The following is a 24461-nucleotide window of genomic DNA, read 5'->3' on the forward strand; positions in this document are numbered from 1 at the left end:
AGTAGGATGTTTTATCCGCATATGAGACTGTCATCATGTTTTTTGGCGTTCTACTGATCATCACTTGGCTGGTCCTGCTACTGCGCTACCCGGCCAGAGCCTTGCCGGTGTCGCTGGCCGCCGCCGTGGGCCTGGGTTTCGTGGCGATCTGGGTGGTATGGCTGGACAACCGCGAAGCCTCGCAACTGGCGCGCCTGGAACTGCGCATCAGCTACGCCCCGCAAGAGTGCCCGGCCGACCGCCCGCTCAAGTTGACCCTCAACAACGGCAACGATGTACCGCTGACCGAACTGCGCTGGCGCGTCGCCGCCTATGCACCGGGCGACTCGGTCAACCTGGCCGACAACGTCTACGCCGCCCCCCGCTATCGCGGCCCCGGCGAGTTGCAGGCCGGGGCGACGTGGGACGACTGCCTGCCCACCCCGCCCTTGCGCCCTGGCTATCGCCCGCAAACCCTGGAATTTCGTGCCGAGCACCTGCAAGGCAGTTTTTCGGACTGACAAAGGATTGATCCATGCCCAACGTACTGATCACCGGTTGTTCCAGCGGCATCGGCCGTGCCCTGGCCGACGCCTTCAAGGCGGCAGGCTACGACGTGCTCGCCAGCGCCCGCCGCGAAGAAGACGTGATCGCCCTCAACGACGCCGGCTTCCATGCCGTGCTGCTGGACGTGAATGACAGCGCCGCCCTGCAAACGCTGGCCGGGCACCTGGACGAGCTGGATGTGCTGATCAACAACGCCGGCTATGGCGCCATGGGGCCGTTGCTCGACGGCGGCACCGACGCCATGCAACGGCAGTTCGAAACCAATGTGTTTTCCATCATCGGCGTGACCCAGGCGTTTTTTCCGGCGCTGCGCAAACGCAAAGGCCTGGTGGTGAATATCGGCAGCGTGTCCGGGGTGCTGGTGACGCCGTTCGCGGGCGCCTACTGCGCATCCAAAGCGGCCGTACATGCCCTGAGCGACGCGCTGCGCATGGAACTCGCGCCGTTTGGCGTGCGGGTCATGGAAGTGCAGCCCGGCGCTATCAATACAAGCTTCGCAAAAAACGCCGGCGCCCAGGCTGAATTGTTGATCAACCAGCAATCACCGTGGTGGCCATTGCGCGAAGGTATTCGCGCACGCAGCCAGGCGTCGCAGGACAAGCCGACACCCGCCAATGAGTTTGCGGCGGACGTACTCAAGGCCGTGCAACAGTCGCAACCGCCGCGCCTGCTGCGTTCGGGCAACGGCAGCCGCGCGTTGCCGTTGATGGCGGCGCTGTTGCCCAAGGGGTTGTTGGAGAGAGTGCTGAAGAAGCGTTTTGGTCTGGCGGGCTCACTCTAGCCCTTCATGAAATCAATAAATGCCCGCACCTTGAGCGGCAAATGCCGAGTGTCCGGATACATCGCATAGACCCCTTGCGGAGCGAAGCGATGGTCCGGCAACAGGCGCACCAACCTCCCGCTGTTCAGATCGTCCTGCACCAACCACTGCGGCAACACTGCCACGCCATGCCCGCGCACGGCAAAGGCTTGCAGGACCGCCGCGCTATCGGCTACCAGCGAGGCATTGCCGGGACGGTACTGATGTTGGCCACCTTCGGGGTCGGTCAGGCTTAACTCAGTCAGACGGCCATGTGCCAATTTGGGCAACGGCTCCAATGCCTCCAGCGTGTCAACCCCGGCGAACTCCGGTGCCGCCACGACAAACACCTCGAAGGTGGACAATTGCACCGCGCGGTGATTGGAATCGAGCAGGCGGCCCAGTCGAATCGCCACGTCGAAACGTTCGGAGATCAGGTCGGCATGGGTCGAGGAAGTGGACAAGTGAATGTCCAGGTCCGGATGCAGGCGGCGGAAGGCTTCGACCGCCGGCGCGACCACGGCCAACGCGTATTCGATGGTGGTGGTGATGCGCAACGTGCCTTTGAGTTGGGCATGCTCCGAGCGGGCTTCCTCCACCGCCAATCGAGCTTCTTCGAGCATGCGCGTGCAACGCACGTAGAAGCGTTCGCCGGCATCGGTCAGCGCCAGTTGGCGGGTGTTGCGGGTCAACAGAGTAACGCCCAGTTCCGCCTCCAGGCGCTTGAGGTTGAAGCTGACCATGGCGCGAGTCTGGCCCAACAGGTCAGCGGCAGCGGTGAGAGAGCCGGCCTCGACCACGGCCTTGAAGGTGTCGAATCGGTCCAGGCTGACCATGGGTTGGAGGTCTCTTTGTCAAAATATTTTTGACAAACTAGCAGGCAAACCGGCGTAGCCCAAATGTTGTGTGCGGCCTACCCTGCCCGCTTCATTCGCAGGATTGCGTTCATGACCTACCGCTCGAAAGTCGCCTGGATCTTTTTGCTGGGCTTCGCCCTGGACCTGGTAAACATGTTTGTCGCCACCGTCGCCTACCCGGACATTGCCCGCGAACTGCACGCCTCGGTCACGCAACTGGCCTGGATCAGCAATGCCTATCTGATCGGCCTGACCGTGATCATTCCGCTCAGTGTCTGGTTGGCTGCGGTGATGGGGGAGCGAACGCTGATCGCGGCAAGCCTGTTGCTGTTCGCCGGGGCATCGGTGATGGTGGGCCAGGCGAGTTCGATTGAACCACTGATCGGCTGGCGTGCCCTGCAAGGGCTGGGCGGTGGCTTGCTGATTCCTGTCGGGCAGGCCATGGCTTACCGGCATTTCCCGGCGGCTGAACGCAGCCAACTGACAGCGCGAGTGATGTCGGTGGCATTGCTGGTGCCGGCGCTGTCTCCGGCTCTGGGTGGTTTGATTGTCGACAACGTGTCGTGGCGCTGGATCTTCTACGCCAATCTGCCACTGGCGTTGATGACCCTGCTGCTGACCGTTCTATGGATAAAACCTGACAGGCCGTCGAGCCGTCGTGTGCCACTGGACGTGGGCAGTATTTTCCAACAGATGCGCAGCCCAATGCTGCGCACCGCGATGCTGATCTACCTGTGCATCCCCGGCGTGTTCATCGGTACCAGCCTCATCGCCATACTCTATCTTCGCGGCCTCGGGTACGACGCCACACAGACCGGCGCCTTGATGCTGCCGTGGGCACTGGCGTCGGCACTGGCGATTTTGCTCAGCAAAAAACTGTTCAACCGCTGTGGTCCGAAGCCGTTGTTGTTGGCGGGCATGCTGCTGCAATGCCTGGGCATCTTGTTGCTGAATGGCCCTGCACTGATCATTCCAGCCTATTTGTTGATGGGGTTGGGCGGCAGCCTGTGCAGCAGCACCGCGCAGACCCTGGCCTTTCTCGACATCCCCGCTGAACGCATGGGTCACGCCAGCGCCTTGTGGAATATCAATCGACAAGTCAGCTTCTGCCTGGGCGCCGCTGCACTGAGTGCGCTGTTGTCAGCCTTGGATTCCTTCGCCATAACCTTCACGATGGCGGCAGCCCTGACCCTGCTGCCTCTTTTTGCGGTGCTGCGCCTGGATGCGTCCAGGCTACTTGCACTGCTTCACCCTGCCAGCGAGCCCGACCGATGATTGACTACAGCGATTTTTTTGAAGAAGTGATCCAGACCCACGTCGAGATCGAACAATGGTTTGCCGGTGTCGCACCCGAAGGCACCTTGAAGACGTTGCTCGCCCGCTTTTCGCCGGAGTTCAGCATGATCGCCCCCGCTACCGGCGCACGGGTGAATGCCGCCGGGGTCAATGCACTGTTCACGCGTCTGGGCGGCATGCGCCCGGGGTTGAAGATCACCTTGAGCGAGATGGCCGGGATCGACCGGCATGCTCGTGGGGCGACGGTGACTTACCGCGAACATCAGGTGGATGCCAGCGGCACGCAGACGGATCGCCGCGCTACCGTGGTGTTTGAGAAGCAGGCCAGTGGCGTGCTGTTGTGGCGGCATTTGCACGAGACCTTCATAGCGCAGTGAGATAATTACCAGGCCGCGTCCTACAAAAAACAGCGAACGGCCTGACATCATTACAAGGAAACAATCCCCAGGCTCTTTCACCTCTGTCGACTCACAGGTGAAAGGATGCCCAGGGATTTTCTGCAAAGTGGTGTGCCGCAAGCGCATACCACTACTCGCCAGCGGCTGACCAGTCTGCTGGACCTGCCCAAGCTCTATCGAACCATAGATGCCGACCCGGCCATCGTCGGGGCCGCAGTGGTGCATATCGGCAGTGATTATCAGGTGACGGTACTGCGTGAGTTTGTGCCGCTGTGCAGTATCAGGCCCAAGCGCGTGATGTTGCGGGAAATGACGGGGCCGGTCAGGACGGCAGAAGAATATGCGCAGCTGGCGGCCAGTTCACTGCATGAGTCGCAGGTGTGGAAAGAAGCATCGGGGACGGCTCTGTCATGCGGCGGCGCTGTGATCGGAATCATCGTTGCCAAGGCAGGCATCGCGACGGCGCCCCTTAGTGCAGGTTCCAGCCTTGCAGTCAGTTACATTGCTTATACCGCTGCGGCAGCCAGTGGTTTGCAATGTATCAACGGCGTGTGGCGAACATACAGAGAGCTAGCCAACCCGGAACAGAACGATTACTACGACAGCCTGAGTTGGTATCAGGCAATGACGTTAGCACTGGATGGTATTTCGCTGGTCGGCGCGGGAAGTACTTCGTTTGTCACGGTCAAGACCGTTATGACAATAAAGAACACGACGGGTCGTGACCTGTCCGACATATTGAGGCGCATGAGCCGCCAAGAACGCGCAAAGCTGACAAACGAAGTTCTGCGCCTGCAAAACCCTCGTCATCCTCGCGAACTGATTCGGCTGAAGCAGTTGGCCGGAAAACTCCCCAAGCGCTTCACCAACGCCCAATTACGCCGCAACATTCTCATTCAACTGGCAGACCAAGTGGGTGCAGCTTTTGCAATAGCCGGCAGTGTCCTGTCCGGAAACATCAACCATCTCGTTATCGCGCTCTACGAGGAGTTCGACAGCCATGAGCATTAAGAAAGCCCCTGCGCCGACACCGCGAACATGGTGCAATGACACCAAGCGTTTCGCTTTCACGGTGGGAACTGCAGTGTCCATGAACTTGGTCAGCAGTTCAGGCAACCTGTCACACAGCCTGTCGTATTACACCCGAATCAACTATCTCCCCAGCGAATACGCGATAGCAGCGAGCCTGATATTGGTGCTGGTAATGTGCATGGGATTAGCCCTGGTGGTACGAGGGTTACGCTCAGGGCCGCCACTACTTGTGTGCACCGCAGCCCTGAATGCATTGCTTGCGGCAGACTACCTGGGGAGCCACCCGGTTTCTATGTTTGCACTGTTTCCCTTGTTTCAATCTCTGGTCTGCCTGCTGATGCTCAATACACGAAATCACCGCCGATACGTCAGCATAATGCGGGTCAGACGGCGACGCGAAGTGCGGGCCAACGCACGCCGTCATTAGCCGACCTCAACCTCCCGACAACTCCCGCACAATCACCGTGCACGTAATCCCCGCCGCCAACAACACCCCCTGCGGCACTTCATCGATATGAATCCGCACCGGCACCCGCTGGGCCAGGCGCACCCAGTTGAAGGTCGGGTTCACATCGGCAATCAACTCGCGGCTCTCGGGATTGTCGCGGTCGTAGATGCCGCGCGAGATGCTTTCTACATGGCCCTTTAAGGTCTCGCCGCTCATCAACTGCATATCGGCTTTGTCGCCGACCTTCACATGGGGCAGTTTGGTTTCTTCGAAGAAGCCGTAGACCCAGAACGAATTCATATCCACCACCGCCATCTTCGCTTCGCCGATGCGTGCGTAGTCGCCTCGGTGCACGTTGAGGTTGGTGACATAGCCGTCCACCGCCGCCAGCACCCGGGTGCGTTTCAGGTTGAGTTCGGCGGCTTCCAGTTGCGCCAACGCATGCTGGTAATCGGCCAAGGCGGAGTCGGCGATGTTGCTGGCGTCGTCACGGTTTTCCTTCGAAATCACCAGCGCATCGAGGTCCGCCCGGCGATGGGCGTTGACCTTGCGCATTTCCCAGGTGGCTTTGCGCGACGCGACCAGCGATTGCGCCTGCTTGACCGCAATGCGGTAGTGCTCGGGATCGATCTGCATCAGCAGGTCGCCTTTTTTGACAAGCTGATTGTCACGCACCGGCACGTCGACCACTTCGCCGGTGACGTCGGCCGCCACGTTGATGATGTCGGCGCGCACACGGCCGTCGCGGGTCCACGGGGTTTCCATGTAATGCACCCACAACGTGCGGCCAATCCAGATCGCCAGGGCCAGTACCAGCAAGGTCGCGAGCAGGCTGAAAAACTTTTTCATCGGGGCATTCTCAACGGTAGACGCTCAGCGCCAGGGCGCCGAACAGGCAGACGAACAGGCTCAGGCGCAGCAACGCCGGGTGCCAGAAAAAACGGTACAGGTCGAACCCGGCCAGGAAGCGATCCACACCCCAGGCCAGCCCCGCCGCGATCAGGAACATCAGGGTCATGGTCGGCATATAGATGCCGTGGAAGGCGATTTCACGGGGCATGCGCAGTTCCTTTAAAGGCAGCGAGTGGCGATTGCGGGTCGAGCAATGAAGTGCGGATAAAGTGCAGGTAGCTTTTCACCCGGCGCAGGGCCGACGTGTCGAAGTGCGGGGCGAAGGGTTCGTCGGTAGCCTGTACGCGGCTGATCGCATGGTCGACGGCGATGAGGCCGCGCTCCAGGTTGCTCGCGCTGGGTTGCAGGAACAGCCGCACCAGCGAGCGGCCCATCACGCGGATCGCCTGGCGCCACGGCTGGGACTCGGCGTACGCCGGGTGCACCGGAAGGATCGCCTGTTCCTTGCGCAGCTCAATGATCGCGTGACCGACTTCCAGCACCACGAACATCCAGCGCAGCAGGTCGCGCTGCACTTGCGGCTGGCCGACGGCGAGGCCGTAGGCCTGGTGCAGCAGGTCGCGGGTGCGGCTTTCAAAACTCGAGGCCAGGCCCTTGAGCTTGCCGCTGATCGCATACACCACCTGTTCGCGCAGGTCCTGCTCCAGGCGGCGCCACAACCAGCGGCTGTTGGGCGGCAGGATGATCGCCCCCGCCGCCGCGCACACCAGCATGCCGATGACCATGGAGATGTAGTCGTTGATAAAGGTGTAGGGGTTGTAGACCGTGAGGTTATCCGGTACCGAACCGGTGCTGAAGAAGATCAACAGGCCTACCCCGACACCCGCGTATTGCGGACGTGAAGCGAGAAACGCGCCGAAGATGATCACCGGCGCAAGCATCACGCACAGCAGCGGGAAACCGTCGATCCAGGGGAACACGAAGAACATTTCGACAAAGCCCACCAACGCACCGAGCAACGTGCCGCAGGCCATCTGGAACGCCATGCGCTTCGGGTTCGGCGTGGCGGCGGACAGGCCCACGGTGGCGGCGGCAATCAGGGTCATGGTCGCACCGCTGGGCCAGGCGGTGGCGACCCAGTAACTGCCGAGCACAATCAAGATAAACGACGCGCGAATCCCCGAGGCGGCGCAAGCCAACCAGTTGGTCTTCGGGATAAAGGTTTCGTCCCACTGCTCGCGCGCATGGCTGTGATCGGCCAGGGACGCGTGGGTTTGCGCGTAGTTGTGCAGGTCGTCGACGAAACGGTAGAGCAACTCGTAGGCGGTGTGGAAATCCAGCTGCTCGGCTTCGGTGGGATCGCCTTCCTGAAAGGCCGCGCGCAGGCTACGGACCTTGGCGGGCAAGCTGTCCTTGTAGGCACTCAGTTGATTGACCAGGCGCGCCGCGTCAGGGCTGGTGAGCGCACGGCCAGAAAAACCATCGAGCACTTCGGCGAGGTCTTGCAGGCCGGGTTTGATGGCCGCGACAACATGGTCGGCGGCATCGCTGCGCAGGCGCTCGAGCAACTGGTGCAAGGCATTGAAGCGCGTGGTGAGGCTCATGAACTCGCTGTTGAGGCGACTGAGCCGACCATTGCGCCGGCGCATGTGCGGGTCTTCAAACACCGTGACACTGCGCAGCCCTTCCAGGCCCACGGCTTCGGCGATGAAGCGCACGTTGCTGGCCTCGAACCCTTCACGCTGGCTGCGCCCGCGCAGGCCATCGGTGACGAACAGCGCGAACACCCCAAAGCGCTGGTACAAGGCATTGCGCATGGCGGCACTGGAGGTTTGCGGCAGGATCGCGGCGCTGACCAGCGTGGCGCACAGAATCCCCAGGGAGATTTCCAGCACCCGCCACACCGCTGCCATGAAAGCACCGTCCGGATGCGCCAGCGCAGGCAGGCCGACCATCGCCGCCGTGTAGCCGGCCAGCACGAAACCATAGGCGCGAAAGTTACGATTGCGCGTGGCACCAGCGGTGCACATGCCCACCCAGATCGCCAAGGCACCAAGGAACAACTCGGTGTTCTGCGCAAACAAGGCGATCAGCAGCACCATCACCGCCGACCCCGCCAGAGTGCCGAGGAAGCGATAGAAGCTCTTGGCGAACACCTGGCCGCTTTGCGGTTGCATCACGATAAACACGGTGATCATCGCCGTACGCGGTTGCGGCAACTCCAGGCGCATGGCCAACCACAGCGTGAGGAACGCGGCGGCCAGCACCTTGAAGATATACACCCAGGTCACGCCATCGCTGCGTACCCAGTCGAAAAAACCACGGCGCCACTCAAGGGCATGCAGCCAGCGCAGCGGTGCAGGCAAGGGAGTCATCAAATCCTACTCAGTGATCGAACACGGCCAGTGCCGTCGGGGTCTTGCTCGGGAGGGTCTTGGCGTCTTGCGGTACGTCGCTGCCAGCACCGAGGCCGCCGCCCAGGGCGGTGACCAGTTCGGCGTGGGCACTCAGGCGGGCGGCCTGCACCTGTTGCTGCACCTGCTGCTGGCGGAACAACAACGTCTGCGCATTCAGCACATTGAGGTAGTCGGTGAGGCCGCGCTGGTAGGCGATCATCGCGATGTCGTAGGTTTTCTGCGCCGAAGCCACCGACTGCGCGGCGAAGGACGCTTGTTTGTCCATGGACTCGCGACGGATCAACTGGTCGCTGATGCCCTTGAGTGCGTTGACCAATGTCTGGTTGTACTTGGCGACCGCGACGTCATAACCGGCGCTGGCTTCACCCAGTTCTGCACGCAGGCGCCCTCCGTCGAAGATCGGCAAGGTGATCGCCGGACCGACGTTGTAGTTGAATTTCTTGCCCGCCAGGAACTCCAGCATGCCGCCACCGGTGGCCATGTAGCCGAGGCTGCCGACCAGGTCCACGTTGGGATAAAAACCGGCGTGGGCCACGTCGATGCCACGGGCCTGGGCCGCGACTTGCCAGCGGCTGGCGACCACGTCCGGGCGTTGGCCGAGCAATTGCGCAGGCAGTCGCGACGGCAGTTTCAGGGGCGCGGCGAGAGACAGGGTCGGGCGTTGCAATGTCGCGCCCTCCCCCGGCCCCTTGCCCGCCAGCGCTGCGAGTTGGTTGCGGCTCAGGGCGATCTCTTCGTCCAGGGCGTCCAGTTGGCGATGGGTTTCCGGCAACGGCGTTTCGGCCTGGCTGACATCAAAGTGGGTGCCGATCCCGGCGTTCAGGCGTTTGTTGGCCAGGTCGAGAATCTGCTGCTGTTGCGCCAAGGTGGCCGCGACGATATCGCGATTGGCGTACTGCAACGACAGCTGGATATAGGCGCGCACCACGTTGTTCTGCAATTCGAGCTGGGCCTGGCGCGCTTCGGCGGCGCTCATGTGCGCCAGGTCGACGGCACGTTCGCTGGCATTGCTTTCACGGCCCCACAGGTCGAGGGCGTAGCTCAGGCCCAGGGACGCATTGTTATCCCATGTGTTGGCACCGCTCAGCTCGCCCGGCCCGTAGAATTGATCCTTCGGCCAATTGTGACGCTTGAGGGTAGTGTCGCTATTGATCTGCAACGACTCGGCCGACTCGGCAACCCCCGCCATGGCCCGTGCTTCACGCACCCGTGCAACGGCCATGACCATGCTTGGGCTGTTTTCGGTAGCGAGGGCGACCCAGCGGTTCAGTTGGGGATCGCCGTAGGCTTGCCACCAGTGTGCGGTGGGCCAGTGGGCGTCTTGCGCGGCGCTCTGGATGGCGTCGTCGGTAGCCAGGTTATTGGCGTTGAGGGACTGGCCTTGAGGGGCTACTCCTCCGGTTCCGATGCAGCCGCTGATTGCGAACGATAAAGCCCAAACACTGAGAGTCTTGAGCTCTCTGCTGATGCGACGCGGCACTGCTGTGAATTCCTGAGAGGGTGTTGCGGGGAGAGGTGGCGCAATTCTAGGGGGCGGCATGGGGAACGATAAGCTGGCATTCCTGTGAATCTTTGTTACCGTTCAGACGATAATCCGAGCTGGCTCCAAGGATGTAGGGCTATTTATCCCGGCACAGGGACATTCTCCCTACAGCGCGGTGCGCTGCCAGCAAGCACACTAACGAGCATTCCACCCTCTGGAGTGCCCGAATGTTTTCAGTCCTCAACGCACGCCCTTTCGAAGCAGCCATATCCGCCCCTGCACAACAGACCGCTGACGTTCTGCGCAGGCAGCTACACCTCTCGCCAGCACCACTGCAACCCGGCATGCGCCCCCTGGAGCGTGATGTGTGCTGGATTGCGGACAGCGTCCTGGAAAAGCTGATCCCGCTTGCAGACGATCATCGCGATCGAGCGTCAATAGAGGCGCTTCACCACAAGCTGTCCAGCCGAGAGCCGAGCCTTGAGGTGTCGGTAGAGGCATTACCGGACTTTTACGCGTTTTTCAAAAAGGCCGAACACCTGCTTCGCCGGCACCGCACCTCCAGGGACCCGGACATCGAGGCCGACTATGCACTGTGTCGAGCCCTCAAATGGCAGTTCCGGGCAGCCGTCAGTGCTGGCAAACATCTGCGCCTGACGCAAAAGTTATTACCGGCACTCGCCTATGTCCGCAATGGCGGCGAACGCAGCAACCACCGTCATATCGGCTACAACGTTGCATTGGAACCAACGCAACAGACGCGTGCCGGGCCGCAGCTGGCAGCCGACTCCCGCCTGGAGGTCTGCGCCGACCAGCGCATCAGAAGCACGCGCGCCATCAGCCTGCAGGCACAGTTGAAGTCATCGATCGAGAAGCTGTTCCAGACCCACAGCCAACTCGGTATCGGCTATGTTTCGGCTCGCGAATACGAAAACCTGGAACAGTACGCCGATGCGCGCAGCCATTCCGTTCGCACCTCGCTAAGCGAGAGTATCCGTCGCACTGTGAAGAACCTGCCCAGCTTGTTGCGTGATAGCTACAACCTGCAGAAACACCTGGCCTACTCAGCGCTGAGCCAACCCTATGTCAGGGCGGCATTGGCCGACGCAGGCCTGACCGATGTTGAGCTGCCCAGCGTGAGAAACACGTCCCAACCGGTGATCACCGAACGCGGCTTCGCGTTGACGGCCCATAACAAGTCGACGGTGAATGTCTTCAGTGCTCTGCAGGTGAAAACCACGATAAAGCCAACCCTGCAACGCACTCACCGACACATCACCCTGGATATCCTGAGCCTGTATGAAACGGCGCCGGAGTTGGCGCATCGTCGCCTGGCCTCGCACAAGCACTACAACGACGACCCCCTGGCACTGTTGGCCGACATGAAAAACCACATAGACGCCACCAGCAAACAATTCACCCGGCAGGTCTGCACACCCGTGCCAGCGTCCGAGCTGAACGCCACCCGCCACGCCAGCAACAAACAGGCCCAATCATTGCTGGAGCGCTATGTACTGCTCAAGGCACAGTCGCGCATCGATAGGCCGCTGGAGAATGAAATGTACACGCTGATCCAGCGTCACCCTGCTCAGCTGCGCCCCGATGCGCTGAAAGTCTACAAGCTGACCGCCATCGCCCAGATACAGAGTTTCTCTGCCGGGGTAGCGGCCTCGTCACAGGGCGGGGCGGGCAAAGGCGTGACCATTGAAGTCAGCCAACGCAAGCTCGATGACCCGCACCTGAGCGGTGATTACCTGACAATCGATATTGCCCCTTTAGAATCCCGGCAAGTCGTCAAGGAAATGCTGGACCAAGCACTTGATACCATTGGCGAGCAGACATTCGGCTGGGGACACCTGGTCCGCTCGATCAGCGAATCGCTGCCTGATCCCGCCAGACCGTGGTCCACCCAAGTGCTGGTAAAGATAAAGCACGGCCAACCGGTGGTGCTCTATACCCGTCATACGGAGGACAAAGACCGCAATCTGGTACTGCCGCAACAGGTTGAACAGTTCAGCGTCATCGAGGCGCAGTCGTTGCGCACCCGGCAAACCTTGCACAAAGAACGGTTAGGCAGCGACTCACTGGATCATCTGCTGCCAATCGCCCGCCGCTACCTGGAAAACCCCGATGAGAAGCCGGGCTGGGACGATTACGTAGAGCGGCACGCCGATGACTTTCATGCATTGCTCGACACCCTGGGCCGGCAGGCCCACGGTACGTCGCTGACCGCGGAGATTGACGCACTCAAACGCATCAGTCCGGTACTCGCCCGGGCCGCCGAAACCCTGATACAGCGCGCCCACGCCGCCCTCGACGTACCTACCGGTGAAAACCGCGCCCGCGCACAGGCGGCATTCAATCACTTGCTACAGGAATACATGCCGCACTATAGGGCGAAAGTCAGTGAGGCCTGGACGTTGTCCTGACTCTTCGCCACCCATGTCGGGAGGGGACAGCGCCCAGCGGATACACACCTGCGCGCAACTTCATGTCACAATTTGGCATCTCCCTTGAGAACACTCCATGGACACTTTGCAAAACATGCGCGCCTTCAGTTGCGTGGCCGAAGCCGGCAGCTTCACCGCCGCCGCGGTGCAACTGGATACCACCACTGCCAATGTGTCGCGCGCGGTCTCCAACCTTGAGGCCCATCTGCAAACCCGCTTGTTGAACCGCACCACTCGGCGCATTGCACTGACCGAGGCGGGTAAACGTTACCTGTTGCGCTGCGAACAGATCCTGGCCTATGTCGAAGAAGCCGAAGCCGAGGCCAGTGACGCCCATGCGCGCCCCGCCGGGCAATTGAAAGTGCACACCATGACCGGCATCGGCCAGCATTTCGTCATCGACGCCATCGCTCGCTATCGCCGCACCCATCCGGACGTGACCTTCGACCTGACCCTGGCCAACCGTGTGCCGGACCTGCTCGACGAAGGCTATGACGTGTCCATCGTGCTGGCCAGCGAACTGCCGGACTCGGGCTTCGTGTCCCAGCGCCTGGGCATCACCTACAGCATCGCCTGTGCCTCGCCGGATTACGTCAAGGCCAAGGGCTGCGCCCATCGCCCCAATGACCTGCTCAACCATGCCTGCCTGCGCCTGGTCAGCCCGGTGATCCAGCTCGACAAGTGGACCTTCAACGGCCCCGAAGGCCAGGAAAGCGTGGCGATCAATACCTCGCCGTTCCTGGTGAATTCGGCCGACGCGATGAAAACCGCGATCACCAGCGGCATGGGCATTGGCCTGTTGCCGGTGTACGCGGCCATCGAGGGCCTGCGCAACGGCACCCTGGTGCGGGTCATGCCCAACTACCGTTCCCAGGAATTGAACCTGTACGCCATCTATCCCTCGCGCCAATACCTGGATGCGAAAATCAAGACCTGGGTGGAATACCTGCGCGGCTCGCTGCCGGAGATTCTGGCGGCGCACCAGGCGGAACTGGTGGCGTATGAATTGAGTGGCAGCCTCAGCGGTGCGCGTCTGGCGAACTGATCTCTCCCAGGTGATACAGATCAGATGTGGGAGGGAGCTTGCTCCCGATAGCGGTGCGTCAGTCACCAGATGTGTTGACCGGTCCACTGCCATCGGGGGCAAGCCCCCTCCCACACTTGGTCCGGTGCTCACATGGATACATGTGACGTCCTGACAACTGTCGGCAGGAATGTTAGCGTGCTTGGCATTCTCCCGTAGTCGATGAGCCCGCCTGCAATGAAAAAGACTGTCCTCGCCTTCAGCCGCGTCACCCCGGCAATGATCGAACGCCTGCAACAGGATTTCGAGGTGATCGCGCCCAACCCCAAGCTGGGTGACATCAACGCTCAATTCAATGAAGCCCTGCCCCACGCCCACGGCCTGATCGGTGTGGGCCGCAAGCTGGGGCGCGAGCAGTTGCAAGGCGCAAGCAAGCTGGAAGTGGTGTCCAGCGTGTCGGTGGGTTACGACAACTACGATGTGGCGTACTTCAACGAGCGCGGAATCATGCTCACCAACACCCCGGATGTGCTCACCGAAAGCACCGCCGACCTGGCCTTCGCCCTGCTGATGAGCAGCGCTCGCCGGGTGGCCGAGCTGGACGCCTGGACCAAGGCCGGCCAGTGGAAAGCCAGTGTCGGCGCGCCGTTGTTCGGTTGCGATGTGCACGGCAAGACCCTGGGCATCGTCGGCATGGGCAATATCGGCGCGGCCGTGGCCCGGCGTGGCCGCCTGGGTTTCAACATGCCGATCCTCTACAGCGGCAACAGCCGCAAGCCGGCGCTGGAGCAGGAGTTGGGCGCACAGTTGCGCAGCCTGGACGCGCTGCTGGCCGAGGCGGATTTCGTGTGCCTGGTGGTGCCGTTGAGCGACAAGACCCGGCACCTGATCAGCACCCGCGAGTTGGGGCTGATGAAGTCCAGCGCGATCCTGATCAATATTTCCCGCGGCCCGGTGGTAGACGAACCGGCGCTGATCGAAGCCCTGCAAAGCCAGCGTATCCGTGGTGCCGGCCTGGATGTGTATGAGCAAGAGCCACTGGCCGAATCGCCGCTGTTCCAACTGAGCAATGCCGTGACCCTGCCGCACATCGGCTCGGCCACCCATGAAACCCGCGAAGCCATGGCCAACCGTGCCCTGGACAACCTGCGCAGCGCCCTGCTGGGCCAGCGTCCGCAGGACCTGGTGAATCCTCAGGTGTGGAAGGAATGATTTTAGCGGCCCATGCCCCTAAAGCATGGGCCGCTCAAGTCGATAACCTTCCATAGATCGTCATCCCTGATCCACAGAAGGTTTTTATGCCCACCACCAAAGCCCGCGCAGACTCACTCTCGCTTCTGCTCTTTACCTTGCGCAGCGGCAAGCTGATGGCGATCAACCTGCTGAAAGTCAGCGAAATCATCCCATGCCCGCCGCTGACCAAGCTGCCGGAGTCCCACCCGCATGTGAAAGGCATCGCCACCCTGCGCGGCAACTCGCTGGCGGTGATCGACCTGAGCCGCGCCCTCGGCGAAATGCCCCTGGCAGACCCGGACGGTGGCTGCCTGATCGTCACCGACGTGAGCCGCTCCAAACAGGGGTTGCATGTGCAGGCGGTGAGCAAGATCGTGCATTGCCTGACCACCGACATCCGTCCGCCGCCCTACGGCTCCGGCGGTAACCGTGCGTTTATCACCGGGGTGACCCAGGTAGAAGGCGGCCTGGTGCAGGTGCTGGATATCGAAAAAGTCATCCATGGCATCGCACCGGCGCCAATCGAAGCGGCGCCCACCGACTTGACCATGGAAGAGGCCGAAGTACTGGGCAATGCGCGCATCCTGGTGGTGGACGACAGCCAGGTCGCGCTGCAGCAATCGGTACACACCCTGCGCAACCTCGGCCTCACTTGCCACACCGCACGCAGCGCCAAGGAAGCCATCGACGTGCTGCTGGAGCTGCAAGGCACAGCCGAGCAGATCAATGTGGTGGTGTCGGACATCGAGATGTCGGAAATGGACGGCTACGCCCTCACCCGCACCCTGCGCGAAACCCCGGACTTCCAGCACCTCTATATCTTGCTGCACACCTCCCTGGACAGCGCGATGAACAGCGAAAAAGCCCGGCTGGCCGGCGCCGATGCGGTGCTCACCAAGTTCTCTTCGCCCGAGTTGACCAAGTGCCTGGTAGTGGCCGCTCAAACCGTGGCGCAAAAAGGCCTGTGAGCGAATACTTCCAACTGCTGCGCCGCGACCTCACCGGCAGCCTGCCTGCCCCGCTGTGGCCCGCGGATACACAGTTGGATCATTATCGTGACGAGCTTGCACCAGCGATTCATGCGGTATTGCGCATGACCCAGGACCAGGGCGGCGGCCGCGTTCCCCACCTGGAAACCTGGCAGCACCAATTCACCACCGACGCCGAGTTCGACCCCACGCTGTGCCTGGTGGCGAGCAACCACGAAGGCATTCTCGCCGTCGCGCAATGCTGGACCAGCGCGTTCATCAAGAACCTCTCCGTTCACCCTTGCGCCCAGGGCCAGGGGCTGGGCCGCGCCTTGTTGCTGCACAGCTTCCAGGTGTTCAAGCAGCGCGGCGAGCCCTATGTGGACCTCAAGGTATTGGAAAGCAACCTGCGCGCTCGGCAGTTGTATGAGAGCGCAGGCATGAGATTTGTCCTACGCGATGTAATGACAGAGGACTGACAGGCACTGGCGTGCAACTTGCTTCCACAGAGACAAAACGGTGAACAGAGGTAGAAACCCGTCACCGTTCTTGCGTGCCCTCTGACCTAGCCTGGTGACAGATCCGCCATGAACACTCGATTTTCCTGCGTAGGTTGCGGCAAATGCTGCTCCGATCATCACGTGCCCCTGACCCTCGAAGAAGCCCGCCAGTGGGCGGCCGACGGCGGCAGCGTCATCGTCCTGGTGGAAGGTTTCCTCGGTAATGGCCTGGGCCTGCCCCTGCAACAACGCGAACATGCCGAACGCCGTTCGGTGGTCGTGCCCAGCGGCAACACCGAGGCGTTTGTGGCAATCACCTTTGCCGCCTACAACGCCGGCCCCTGCCGGAATCTTGACGAGGACAACCGCTGCCGTATCTATGAGCGTCGCCCGCTGGTGTGCCGCATCTACCCGATGGAGATCAATCCGCATATCCCGTTGAACCCCGCCGCCAAGGATTGCCCACCGGAGTCCTGGGAACAGGGGCCGGAACTGATCGTGGGCGGCCAGTTGATGGACCCTGAACTGGCGCAGTTGATCCAGCGCTCACGTCAGGCCGACCGTGATGACGTGCAGACCAAGGAAGCGGTGTGCGCCTTGCTCGGCATTCGCACCACGGCGCTCAAGGGCGATGGGTTTACCGCTTACCTGCCGGACATGGGCGCGTTTGCCCAAGCGATCGAGTTGGCGGTGGGTCAGCCGTCCGTGGCCAATGAATGGGTGTTCCATGTGTCGGGAATGGACATCGCCGAGCAAGTGCTGGATGCCGGGGCGCAGATTGCCACCGAAGTGCCGGCCAACTATGCGTTTATCTCGTTGCGCGCGGCCTAGACCAGAACTCCCGCGCCAACTGCCGTAGATCCTCCGCCAGTGCGGCCACATCGCTTGAACTGAGCCGGCTCTGCTGCCCAGCACTGACGGTGGCCTCCCCGGCATCACGGATGCCGACGATGTTGCGATTGATGTCCTCGCTCACCGTGCTCTGCTCCTCCACGGCGGTCGCAATCTGCTGGCTCATGGCGGTGATTTGTGTGACGCGCTGGCTGATGCCATCCAGTGCGGCGGCTGCCCGCTGCGCCTGTTTGACGCTGGCGTCGACATGCTCGCCACTGTGCGCCATGGCCTGCACCGCGTCCCGTGCGCCGCCTTGCAGGGTGCTGATCATGCGCTGGATTTCATCGGTCGATTGCTGGGTGCGCTGGGCCAGGCCGCGCACTTCATCGGCCACCACCGCAAACCCGCGCCCCTGCTCACCGGCCCGCGCCGCTTCGATAGCCGCGTTCAGGGCCAGCAGGTTGGTCTGCTCGGCAATCGTGCGGATTACTTCCAGCACGCTGCTGATTTCACCGCTGTGGTTTTCCAACTGGTGGATAACCTCCGTGGCCCGCACCAGCTCCTGGGACAAGCGCAACACCGCATCATGACTTTCATCCACACGCAGGTGACCTTCACGGGTTTCGCTGCCGGCCTGATCGGCCGCCTTGGACGCCTGCTGGGCATGGTGGGCCATTTCGGCCACGCTGGCGGCCATCTGGTGAATGGCTGCCGCCACCTGGTCGGTCCGGGTCTGCTGGCCAAGGCTGCTGGCGTGACTGTTGTCGAGGTGCTGCACCAACCGTGCAGCGTGGCCGGAGAGGCGCTGGGAGGCATCGTCGATACGCCCTACCACTGCGCCCACCTGGGCTTCGAGCATGTGCAGGGCGAACTCGATCTGCCCGCACTCGTCGCGGCGCCCGGTGTAGATCGCCTGGCTCAGCGGGTTGTCGGCCACCCGGCGCGCGCGCTTTTGCAGTTCAGCCAAGGGCCGCAACATCAGCCGCACGCCAGCCGCCCCCACCGCACAGCCCGACACCAACGCCAGTAGCTGCCAGACCGGCGCGGAGTCCGTCAGGCCCAAGCCCAAGGCCCAGGTCACCGCGCAAGTGGCGATGACCCATGCCGATAATTTCACCCCCATGCCGACGACCGGCCAGGACAGCCGCTTGCCCGCTCGCAAACGCGCATACATCCGCTCCGCCACCGCGATCCTGCGCGCATCCGGCTTGATACGCACCGATTGATACTCCACGGTCGCGCCCTCTCGGGTCACCGGCGTGGCATACGCGCTGACCCAATAGTGGTCACCGTTTTTGCAGCGGTTTTTCACCATGCCCATCCACGACCGGCCGCTCTTGAGGGTTTGCCACATATGGGCGAATGCCTCGACCGGCATGTCCGGATGCCGCAGGATGTTGTGCGGCGCCCCCAGCAGCTCGTCACAGCTGTAGCCGCTGATATCGATGAAGTCCTGGTTGGCGTAGGTAATCGCGCTGGTCAGGTCGGTGGTCGAAAGGATGTTGGCGTCGGGGGCAAAGTCCACATTCCGACCGGTGACCGGCAGATTGATCTTCATGGAGAAGCGCGCTCGTGGTTGTTGGGGGAGTCGGCAGGGCGTCGACTCTAAGCGCACCGAGGGGGCAAATACTGATCCAGCTCATGTTCCGCGCAATTAATTAGCCATCACGGCCGGTCCAGATGATAAGGCGCGACGATCCGCTGGTATTCGCCATTGTGCTTGAGCTGTTCAAGCGCACGATTCAGCTCGACACGCAGCGCCGTGTCGGTATTGCGCAGCGCAATCGCAACACCATTGCCTAACAACTCAGCACAAACGGCGGGCCCCAGAAAGTCGAAATCCTGGCCGACAGCCGTGTCGAGCAGGGCCTCGCGAATTTCCACAGTGCCCTGCAGGGTCGCATCGATATCGCCTGCCACCAGGCTGCGGACCAGCTCGTCGTTGAGCCAGAAACTCTTGATAATCACGCCTTCGCGCGCCCATTGCGAACGAACAAAGGCTTCGCGATTACTGCCCAGCAATACGCCCACTCGCTTGCCCTTGAGCGACCTTGGTGTCGGCATCAGGCCCGAGCTTCGACGGGCGACAAGACGCGTGGTAAAGGGGTAGAGGTTGTCGGTAAAACTGACCCAACGCCGGCGCAGGGGTGTAGGGGCAATGCCCATGATTGCATCGAATTGCCGCGCTTCAAGACGTCCGAAGTTTTCGACCAGCACCTGGTCGACCCAGGTACAGCGAACATTCAACTGCTGGCAAAGGGCGTTGCCCAACTCGATATTCAAGCCGACCAACTGCCCTTGCGGGTTGCGGCTCTGGAAGGGGGGAAATTGCGCGGCAACGGCGAAGCGGATTTCGCGTCGAGGTTGATCAAGGCCTGCAACGGCATCCACCGCAAGCAACAGGACAAACGCTACACAAAGGTGTATCAGGGCCACAGGAAACGTCCTTTTCCGGAAAGAGCGCCCTCCGCTGCTCCCTGTGGAAAAACCAGGGGTGCAGCGGAAGCTGTGCAAGCTTTCAAGAAACGGTCGTGGGCCTACAAGAAGAAATAGCGACTGGAGCTGTAGGCAACATCCCGCAAATATTACAGTGGATTAATCTTAACGTTTACCCATGGAACGGCGGGTGCCCGGTGGCGCCATGCCCGGGGTCTTGGTGTGGCCATTCCTGGCACCGTTCTTGTACCAGGGCTGGGCGGCATTCTTGGCCCCGGCCAGCTCACCCGGCTTGAAGGGGAATTTGAACGCCGGGATCTCGGCTTTTTCAACGCCTTCGGCGCTGGCCGGATCGACGAGGTCGGCCGCTTCAACAGGGGGTTGTGTCGGGGAAGTCATGGAAGCTCCGGAGCGTGCAAGAAATGACGCGGGGCCGGCTTGCGGGCCACGCTGGCGCGCAGTATACCTGCCCGCCTCGGATCTTTAACCACCACCTGTACGAATGGTCTGCCTTTACTGACAGCGCCGTCAGTTAGCAGTCACCTTGCTGACCGGGTTGGCAGGCTATAAAGGCCTCACACACTTCCAATCCTTTGCCCTGGCGCCTCACCCCATGCACATTCAACGCAAAACCGCCCTGATCGTGGCTGTCCTCGTAGTGTTGGCTGTTGCAGCCTGGACCTTGACCCGTCCAGCCAAAGCCAGACTGGCGGCGCCCACGGCGATTCCGGTGCGGGTGGTGAGCGTGGTGCAGCAGGATGTTCCGCGCTTTGTCAGCGGGATCGGTTCGGTGCTGTCACTGCACAGCGTGGTGATTCGCCCGCAGGTGGACGGCATCCTCACAAAATTGCTGGTCAAGGAAGGCCAACGGGTCAAGGCCGGCGACCTGCTGGCGACCATCGATGACCGCTCGATCCGCGCCAATCTCGACCAGGCCAAGGCGCAACTGGGCGAAAGCCAGGCGCAGTTGCAGGTGGCGCTGGTCAACCTCAAGCGCTACAAGGCATTGAGCGTCGATGACGGCGTGTCCAAGCAGACCTATGACCAGCAACAAGCGTTGGTCAACCAGCTCAAGGCCACCGCCCAGGGCAACCAGGCCGCCATCGATTCGGCCCAGGTGCAACTTTCCTACACCCAGATTCGCTCACCGGTCAGCGGCCGCGTGGGTATTCGCACCGTGGATGAAGGCAACTTCCTGCGCACAGCCGATACCCAGGGCCTGTTTTCCGTGACCCAGATCGACCCGATTGCCGTCGAGTTCTCCCTGCCGCAACAGATGCTGCCCACCCTGCAAGGCCTGATCGCGGCGCCCACCCCGGCCAGCGTCGACGCCTACCTGGGCGCCGATACCGACGGCCAGACCGGCGATTTGCTCGGCGAAGGCCATTTGAGCCTGATCGACAACCAGATCAGCTCCACCACCGGCACCCTGCGCGCCAAGGCCGAGTTCAATAACGCTTCACAGCGCCTGTGGCCGGGGCAACTGGTGACTATCAAGATCCAGACCGCCCTCGACAAAAACGCCTTGGTCGTTCCACCGACCGTGGTACAGCGCGGCCTGGATTCGCACTTCGTGTACCGGGTCAACGGCGACAAGGTCGAGGTGGTGCCGGTGCAGGTGACGTACCAGGACAGCGACCTCAACATCATCAAGGGCGTGCAGGCCGGGGATGTGCTGATCAGTGACGGCCAGTCGCGGCTCAAGGCCGGTGCGCAGGTGGAGGTACTCAAGGACCCACCGCAGGTCATCCAGACCGTCGATGCCAAGGTGCAACCATGAGCCGTTCGCCGTCAGCCTGGTGTGTCGACCACCCGGTCGCCACCCTGCTGCTGACCTTCGCCCTGGTGCTGCTCGGGCTGATTGCCTTCCCGCGCCTGGCCATTGCCCCACTGCCTGAAGCGGAGTTTCCGACCATCCAGGTGACCGCCACCCTGCCTGGCGCCAGCCCGGACACCATGGCCTCGTCCGTGGCCACGCCATTGGAGGTGCAATTCAGCGCCATCCCCGGCATGACCCAGATGACCTCCAGCAGTGCCTTGGGCTCCAGCCTGCTGACCCTGCAATTCACCCTGGACAAGAGCATCGACACCGCCGCCCAGGAAGTGCAGGCGGCGATCAACACCGCGTCCGGCAAGCTGCCCAGCGATATGCCGAGCCTGCCGACCTGGAAAAAGGTCAACCCGGCGGACAGCCCGGTACTGATCCTCAGCGTCAGTTCCAACAGCATGCCCAGCACCGAGCTGAGCGACTACGTGGAAACCCTGCTGGCCCGGCAGATCAGCCAGATCGACGGCGTTGGCCAGATCAACATCACCGGCCAGCAACGCCCGGCGATCCGCGTGCAGGCGTCGCCGGACAAACTCGCCGCCATCGGCTTGACCCTCGCCGATATCCGCCTGGCTATCCAGCAATCGAGCCTCAACCTGGCCAAGGGCGCGATCTACGGCGAGAACAGCGTGTCGACCCTGTCGACCAACGACCAGTTGTTCCACCCGGAGGACTACGCGCAGTTGATCGTGTCCTACAAGGACGGCGCACCGGTTCAACTGCGTGATATCGCCAAAGTCATCAATGGCTCGGAAAACGCCTACGTGCAGGCCTGGTCCGGCGACACGCCCGGGGTCAACCTGGTGATCTCACGCCAACCCGGCGCGAACATCGTCGAGACCGTCGACCGTATTCAAGCCGAGTTGCCGCGCCTGCAAGCCATGTTGCCGGCGTCGGTGCAGGTCAGCGTGTTGACCGACCGCACCAAGACCATCCGCGCCTCCTTGCACGAAGTGGAAGTCACCTTGCTGATCGCCATCCTGCTGGTGGTGGCGGTGATGGCGCTGTTCCTGCGCCAGTTGTCGGCGACGCTGATTGTGTCCAGTGTGCTGGGCGTGTCGCTGGTCGCCAGTTTTGCGCTGATGTACCTGATGGGCTTCAGCCTGAACAACCTCACACTGGTGGCAATCGTGATTGCCGTGGGCTTTGTGGTGGACGATGCGATCGTGGTGGTGGAGAACATTCACCGTCATCTGGAGGCGGGCCTCGACAAGCGCGAAGCGGCGATCAAGGGCGCCGGTGAAATCGGCTTTACCGTGGTGTCCATCAGCTTCTCGCTGGTGGCGGCATTCATTCCGCTGCTGTTCATGGGCGGTGTGGTCGGACGGCTGTTCAAGGAATTCGCGCTGACAGCCACCTCGACCATCCTGATTTCGGTGGTGGTATCACTGACCCTGGCGCCGACCCTCGCCGCGCTGTTCATGCGCGCGCCCACCCATCACGCCCACGACAAACCAGGTTTCAGCGAGCGCCTGTTGGCCGGCTATGCGCGCAACCTGCGCCGCGCCCTGGCCCATCAACGCACCATGGCAGCGATCTTTGTGATAACCCTGGCCCTGGCCGTGGTCGGCTATGTGTTTATCCCCAAGGGTTTCTTCCCGGTGCAGGACACCGGCTTTGTACTCGGCACCAGCGAAGCGGCGGCCGACGTGTCGTACCCGGACATGGTCGCCAAGCACAAGGCCCTGGCCGAGATCGTCAAGGCCGACCCGGCGGTGCAAGCGTTCTCGCATTCAGTGGGGGTGACCGGCAGCAACCAGACCATTGCCAACGGGCGTTTCTGGATCGCCTTGAAGGATCGCGGTGATCGCGATGTGTCCGCCAGCCAGTTCATTGATCGCATCCGCCCGAAACTGGCCAAGGTGCCGGGCATTGTGCTGTACCTGCGTGCCGGTCAGGACATCAACTTGAGTTCCGGCCCCAGCCGCGCCCAGTACCAATACGTGCTCAAGAGCAATGACGGCGCGACGCTGAATACCTGGACCCAGCGCCTCACCGAAAAACTGCGCGCCAACCCGGCCTTTCGCGACCTGTCCAACGACCTGCAACTGGGCGGCAGCATCACCCACATCAGCATCGACCGTCAGGCCGCCGCACGCTTTGGCCTGACCGCCACCGATGTGGACCAGGCGCTGTACGACGCCTTCGGCCAACGCCAGATCAACGAGTTCCAGACCGAAATCAACCAGTACCAGGTGGTGCTGGAACTGGACACGCAACAACGCGGCAAGGCCGAAAGCCTGAACTATTTCTACCTGCGCTCGCCGCTGACCAACGAGATGGTGCCGCTGTCGGCGCTGGCCAAAGTCGATCCACCGACGGTGGGGCCGCTTTCCATCAGCCATGACGGCATGTTCCCGGCCGCCAACCTGTCGTTCAACCTGGCGCCGGGCGTGGCGTTGGGCGACGCGGTGCTCATGCTCGATCAAGCCAAGAATGAAATCGGCATGCCAACTACCATCATCGGCAACTTCCAGGGCGCGGCCCAGGCGTTCCAGAGCTCCCTGGCCAGCCAACCGTGGCTGATCCTGGCGGCGCTGGTGGCGGTCTACATCATCCTCGGCGTGTTGTACGAGAGTTTCGTGCACCCGCTGACGATCATCTCGACCTTGCCATCCGCCGGGTTGGGCGCACTGATCATGCTGTCGCTGATGGGCCAGGATTTTTCGATCATGGCCTTGATCGGCCTGGTGCTATTGATCGGTATCGTGAAGAAGAACGGCATCCTGATGATCGACTTCGCCCTTGACGCCCAGCGCGTGCGCGGGCTTGCGCCTGAAGAAGCGATCTACGAAGCCTGCGTCACGCGGTTCCGGCCAATCATCATGACCACCCTCGCCGCCCTGCTTGGCGCGGTGCCGCTGATGCTCGGCGCCGGCCCCGGTGCGGAAATGCGCCAGCCGCTGGGGATCGCGGTGGTCGGCGGCTTGCTGGTGAGCCAGGCGCTGACGTTGTTCACCACGCCGGTCATATACTTGTACCTCGAGAAGTTTTTCCACCGGCCCATACCAACCCCTGCGTTGGCGACCACAGATTGAGGCCCGGCCCTGGAGCAAAAGA

Annotated in this window: 22 protein-coding genes; 14 read left to right on the plus strand and 8 right to left on the minus strand. The window is 61.9% G+C overall.

Translation table 11 applies throughout. From position 1 onward, the window contains the following. Nucleotides 1–35 precede the first annotated feature (35 nt). Nucleotides 36–500 carry a multidrug transporter gene (locus tag BM026_RS14505; RefSeq protein WP_093512417.1) on the plus strand — a complete coding sequence of 155 codons (465 nt, stop codon included), beginning with the start codon at nt 36–38 and terminating at the stop codon, nt 498–500. 14 nt (nt 501–514) lie between these two features. Continuing rightward, a complete protein-coding gene (locus tag BM026_RS14510; RefSeq protein WP_093512419.1) occupies nt 515–1327 on the plus strand; it encodes an SDR family oxidoreductase in 813 nt (270 codons plus the stop codon). On the opposite strand, the gene BM026_RS14515 is transcribed toward BM026_RS14510, so the two are convergent. Next, nucleotides 1324–2181 carry a LysR family transcriptional regulator gene (locus BM026_RS14515; RefSeq protein ID WP_093529113.1) on the minus strand — a complete coding sequence of 286 codons (858 nt, stop codon included), beginning with the start codon at nt 2179–2181 and terminating at the stop codon, nt 1324–1326. The genes BM026_RS14510 and BM026_RS14515 overlap by 4 nt on opposite strands. Nucleotides 2182–2292: 111 nt before the next feature. Here BM026_RS14515 and BM026_RS14520 point away from each other — a divergent pair, with 111 nt between their 5' ends. The 4 genes from BM026_RS14520 (at nt 2293) to BM026_RS14535 (ending at nt 5355) form a co-directional block, all read left to right on the plus strand. After that, nucleotides 2293–3477: an MFS transporter gene (locus tag BM026_RS14520; RefSeq protein ID WP_093529117.1), complete on the plus strand. Its 1185-nt coding sequence runs from the start codon at nt 2293–2295 to the stop codon at nt 3475–3477. After that, nucleotides 3474–3875, plus strand: coding sequence for a DUF4440 domain-containing protein (locus BM026_RS14525; protein WP_093529120.1), 402 nt, complete (start codon nt 3474–3476; stop codon nt 3873–3875). Before BM026_RS14520 ends, BM026_RS14525 begins: the two co-directional genes overlap by 4 nt. 105 nt (nt 3876–3980) lie before the next feature. Then, nucleotides 3981–4907 (plus strand): Ssp4 family T6SS effector, encoded by a 927-nt coding sequence (locus BM026_RS14530; protein WP_093529122.1) that lies wholly within the window; start codon nt 3981–3983, stop codon nt 4905–4907. Beyond that, nucleotides 4897–5355 carry a hypothetical protein gene (locus tag BM026_RS14535; RefSeq protein WP_256575522.1) on the plus strand — a complete coding sequence of 153 codons (459 nt, stop codon included), beginning with the start codon at nt 4897–4899 and terminating at the stop codon, nt 5353–5355. The genes BM026_RS14530 and BM026_RS14535 overlap by 11 nt, the downstream gene beginning before the upstream one ends. A gap of 6 nt (nt 5356–5361) precedes the next feature. On the opposite strand, the gene BM026_RS14540 is transcribed toward BM026_RS14535, so the two are convergent. The 4 genes from BM026_RS14540 to BM026_RS14555 are packed head-to-tail and all read right to left on the minus strand — an operon-like array spanning nt 5362 to nt 10125. After that, a complete protein-coding gene (locus BM026_RS14540) occupies nt 5362–6225 on the minus strand; it encodes an efflux RND transporter periplasmic adaptor subunit (RefSeq protein ID WP_071488551.1) in 864 nt (287 codons plus the stop codon). Nucleotides 6226–6235: 10 nt separating this feature from the next. After that, on the minus strand, nt 6236–6436 hold the full coding sequence (locus tag BM026_RS14545; protein WP_071488550.1) for a DUF1656 domain-containing protein: 201 nt from the start codon (nt 6434–6436) through the stop codon (nt 6236–6238). Continuing rightward, a complete protein-coding gene (locus tag BM026_RS14550; protein WP_093529125.1) occupies nt 6426–8603 on the minus strand; it encodes an FUSC family protein in 2178 nt (725 codons plus the stop codon). Before BM026_RS14550 ends, BM026_RS14545 begins: the two co-directional genes overlap by 11 nt. A 10-nt stretch (nt 8604–8613) precedes the next feature. Further along, complete coding sequence (locus BM026_RS14555; protein ID WP_093529128.1) at nt 8614–10125, minus strand: efflux transporter outer membrane subunit; 1512 nt, start codon at nt 10123–10125, stop codon at nt 8614–8616. A 230-nt stretch (nt 10126–10355) separates the two neighbouring features. On the opposite strand from BM026_RS14555, the gene BM026_RS14560 reads away from it, so the two are divergent. The 6 genes from BM026_RS14560 (at nt 10356) to BM026_RS14585 (ending at nt 17134) form a co-directional block, all read left to right on the plus strand. After that, nucleotides 10356–12557: a hypothetical protein gene (locus tag BM026_RS14560; protein ID WP_139217558.1), complete on the plus strand. Its 2202-nt coding sequence runs from the start codon at nt 10356–10358 to the stop codon at nt 12555–12557. Nucleotides 12558–12654: 97 nt separating this feature from the next. Then, nucleotides 12655–13623 carry a LysR family transcriptional regulator gene (locus BM026_RS14565; protein WP_058422937.1) on the plus strand — a complete coding sequence of 323 codons (969 nt, stop codon included), beginning with the start codon at nt 12655–12657 and terminating at the stop codon, nt 13621–13623. Nucleotides 13624–13839: 216 nt separating this feature from the next. Further along, the gene (locus tag BM026_RS14570) at nt 13840–14814 is read left to right on the plus strand and encodes a 2-hydroxyacid dehydrogenase (protein ID WP_092240809.1); all 975 of its coding nucleotides are present in this window, start codon (nt 13840–13842) and stop codon (nt 14812–14814) included. 86 nt (nt 14815–14900) lie between these two features. Continuing rightward, entirely contained in the window at nt 14901–15803 is a 903-nt protein-coding gene (locus BM026_RS14575) for a chemotaxis protein CheV (RefSeq protein ID WP_071491200.1), read from the plus strand. After that, nucleotides 15800–16282: a GNAT family N-acetyltransferase gene (locus tag BM026_RS14580; protein ID WP_093529131.1), complete on the plus strand. Its 483-nt coding sequence runs from the start codon at nt 15800–15802 to the stop codon at nt 16280–16282. The genes BM026_RS14575 and BM026_RS14580 overlap by 4 nt, the downstream gene beginning before the upstream one ends. A 108-nt stretch (nt 16283–16390) precedes the next feature. After that, on the plus strand, nt 16391–17134 hold the full coding sequence (locus tag BM026_RS14585; RefSeq protein ID WP_092240805.1) for a YkgJ family cysteine cluster protein: 744 nt from the start codon (nt 16391–16393) through the stop codon (nt 17132–17134). On the opposite strand, the gene BM026_RS14590 is transcribed toward BM026_RS14585, so the two are convergent. The 3 genes from BM026_RS14590 to BM026_RS14600 form a co-directional block, all read right to left on the minus strand. Continuing rightward, nucleotides 17112–18695, minus strand: coding sequence for a methyl-accepting chemotaxis protein (locus BM026_RS14590; protein ID WP_093529134.1), 1584 nt, complete (start codon nt 18693–18695; stop codon nt 17112–17114). The genes BM026_RS14585 and BM026_RS14590 overlap by 23 nt on opposite strands. A gap of 107 nt (nt 18696–18802) precedes the next feature. Continuing rightward, on the minus strand, nt 18803–19573 hold the full coding sequence (locus BM026_RS14595) for a transporter substrate-binding domain-containing protein (protein ID WP_092240801.1): 771 nt from the start codon (nt 19571–19573) through the stop codon (nt 18803–18805). A gap of 165 nt (nt 19574–19738) precedes the next feature. Beyond that, nucleotides 19739–19972 carry a hypothetical protein gene (locus tag BM026_RS14600; RefSeq protein ID WP_092240798.1) on the minus strand — a complete coding sequence of 78 codons (234 nt, stop codon included), beginning with the start codon at nt 19970–19972 and terminating at the stop codon, nt 19739–19741. Between the two features lie 214 nt (nt 19973–20186). Here BM026_RS14600 and BM026_RS14605 point away from each other — a divergent pair, with 214 nt between their 5' ends. Together BM026_RS14605 and BM026_RS14610 are read left to right on the plus strand one after the other, a co-directional pair. After that, on the plus strand, nt 20187–21353 hold the full coding sequence (locus BM026_RS14605; protein ID WP_093529137.1) for an efflux RND transporter periplasmic adaptor subunit: 1167 nt from the start codon (nt 20187–20189) through the stop codon (nt 21351–21353). Continuing rightward, nucleotides 21350–24439, plus strand: coding sequence for a multidrug efflux RND transporter permease subunit (locus tag BM026_RS14610; RefSeq protein ID WP_092240794.1), 3090 nt, complete (start codon nt 21350–21352; stop codon nt 24437–24439). The genes BM026_RS14605 and BM026_RS14610 overlap by 4 nt, the downstream gene beginning before the upstream one ends. The last annotated feature ends 22 nt before the right edge of the window (nt 24440–24461 follow it).

This window comes from Pseudomonas sp. NFPP24 (assembly GCF_900112095.1).
GTDB lineage: Bacteria > Pseudomonadota > Gammaproteobacteria > Pseudomonadales > Pseudomonadaceae > Aquipseudomonas > Aquipseudomonas extremorientalis.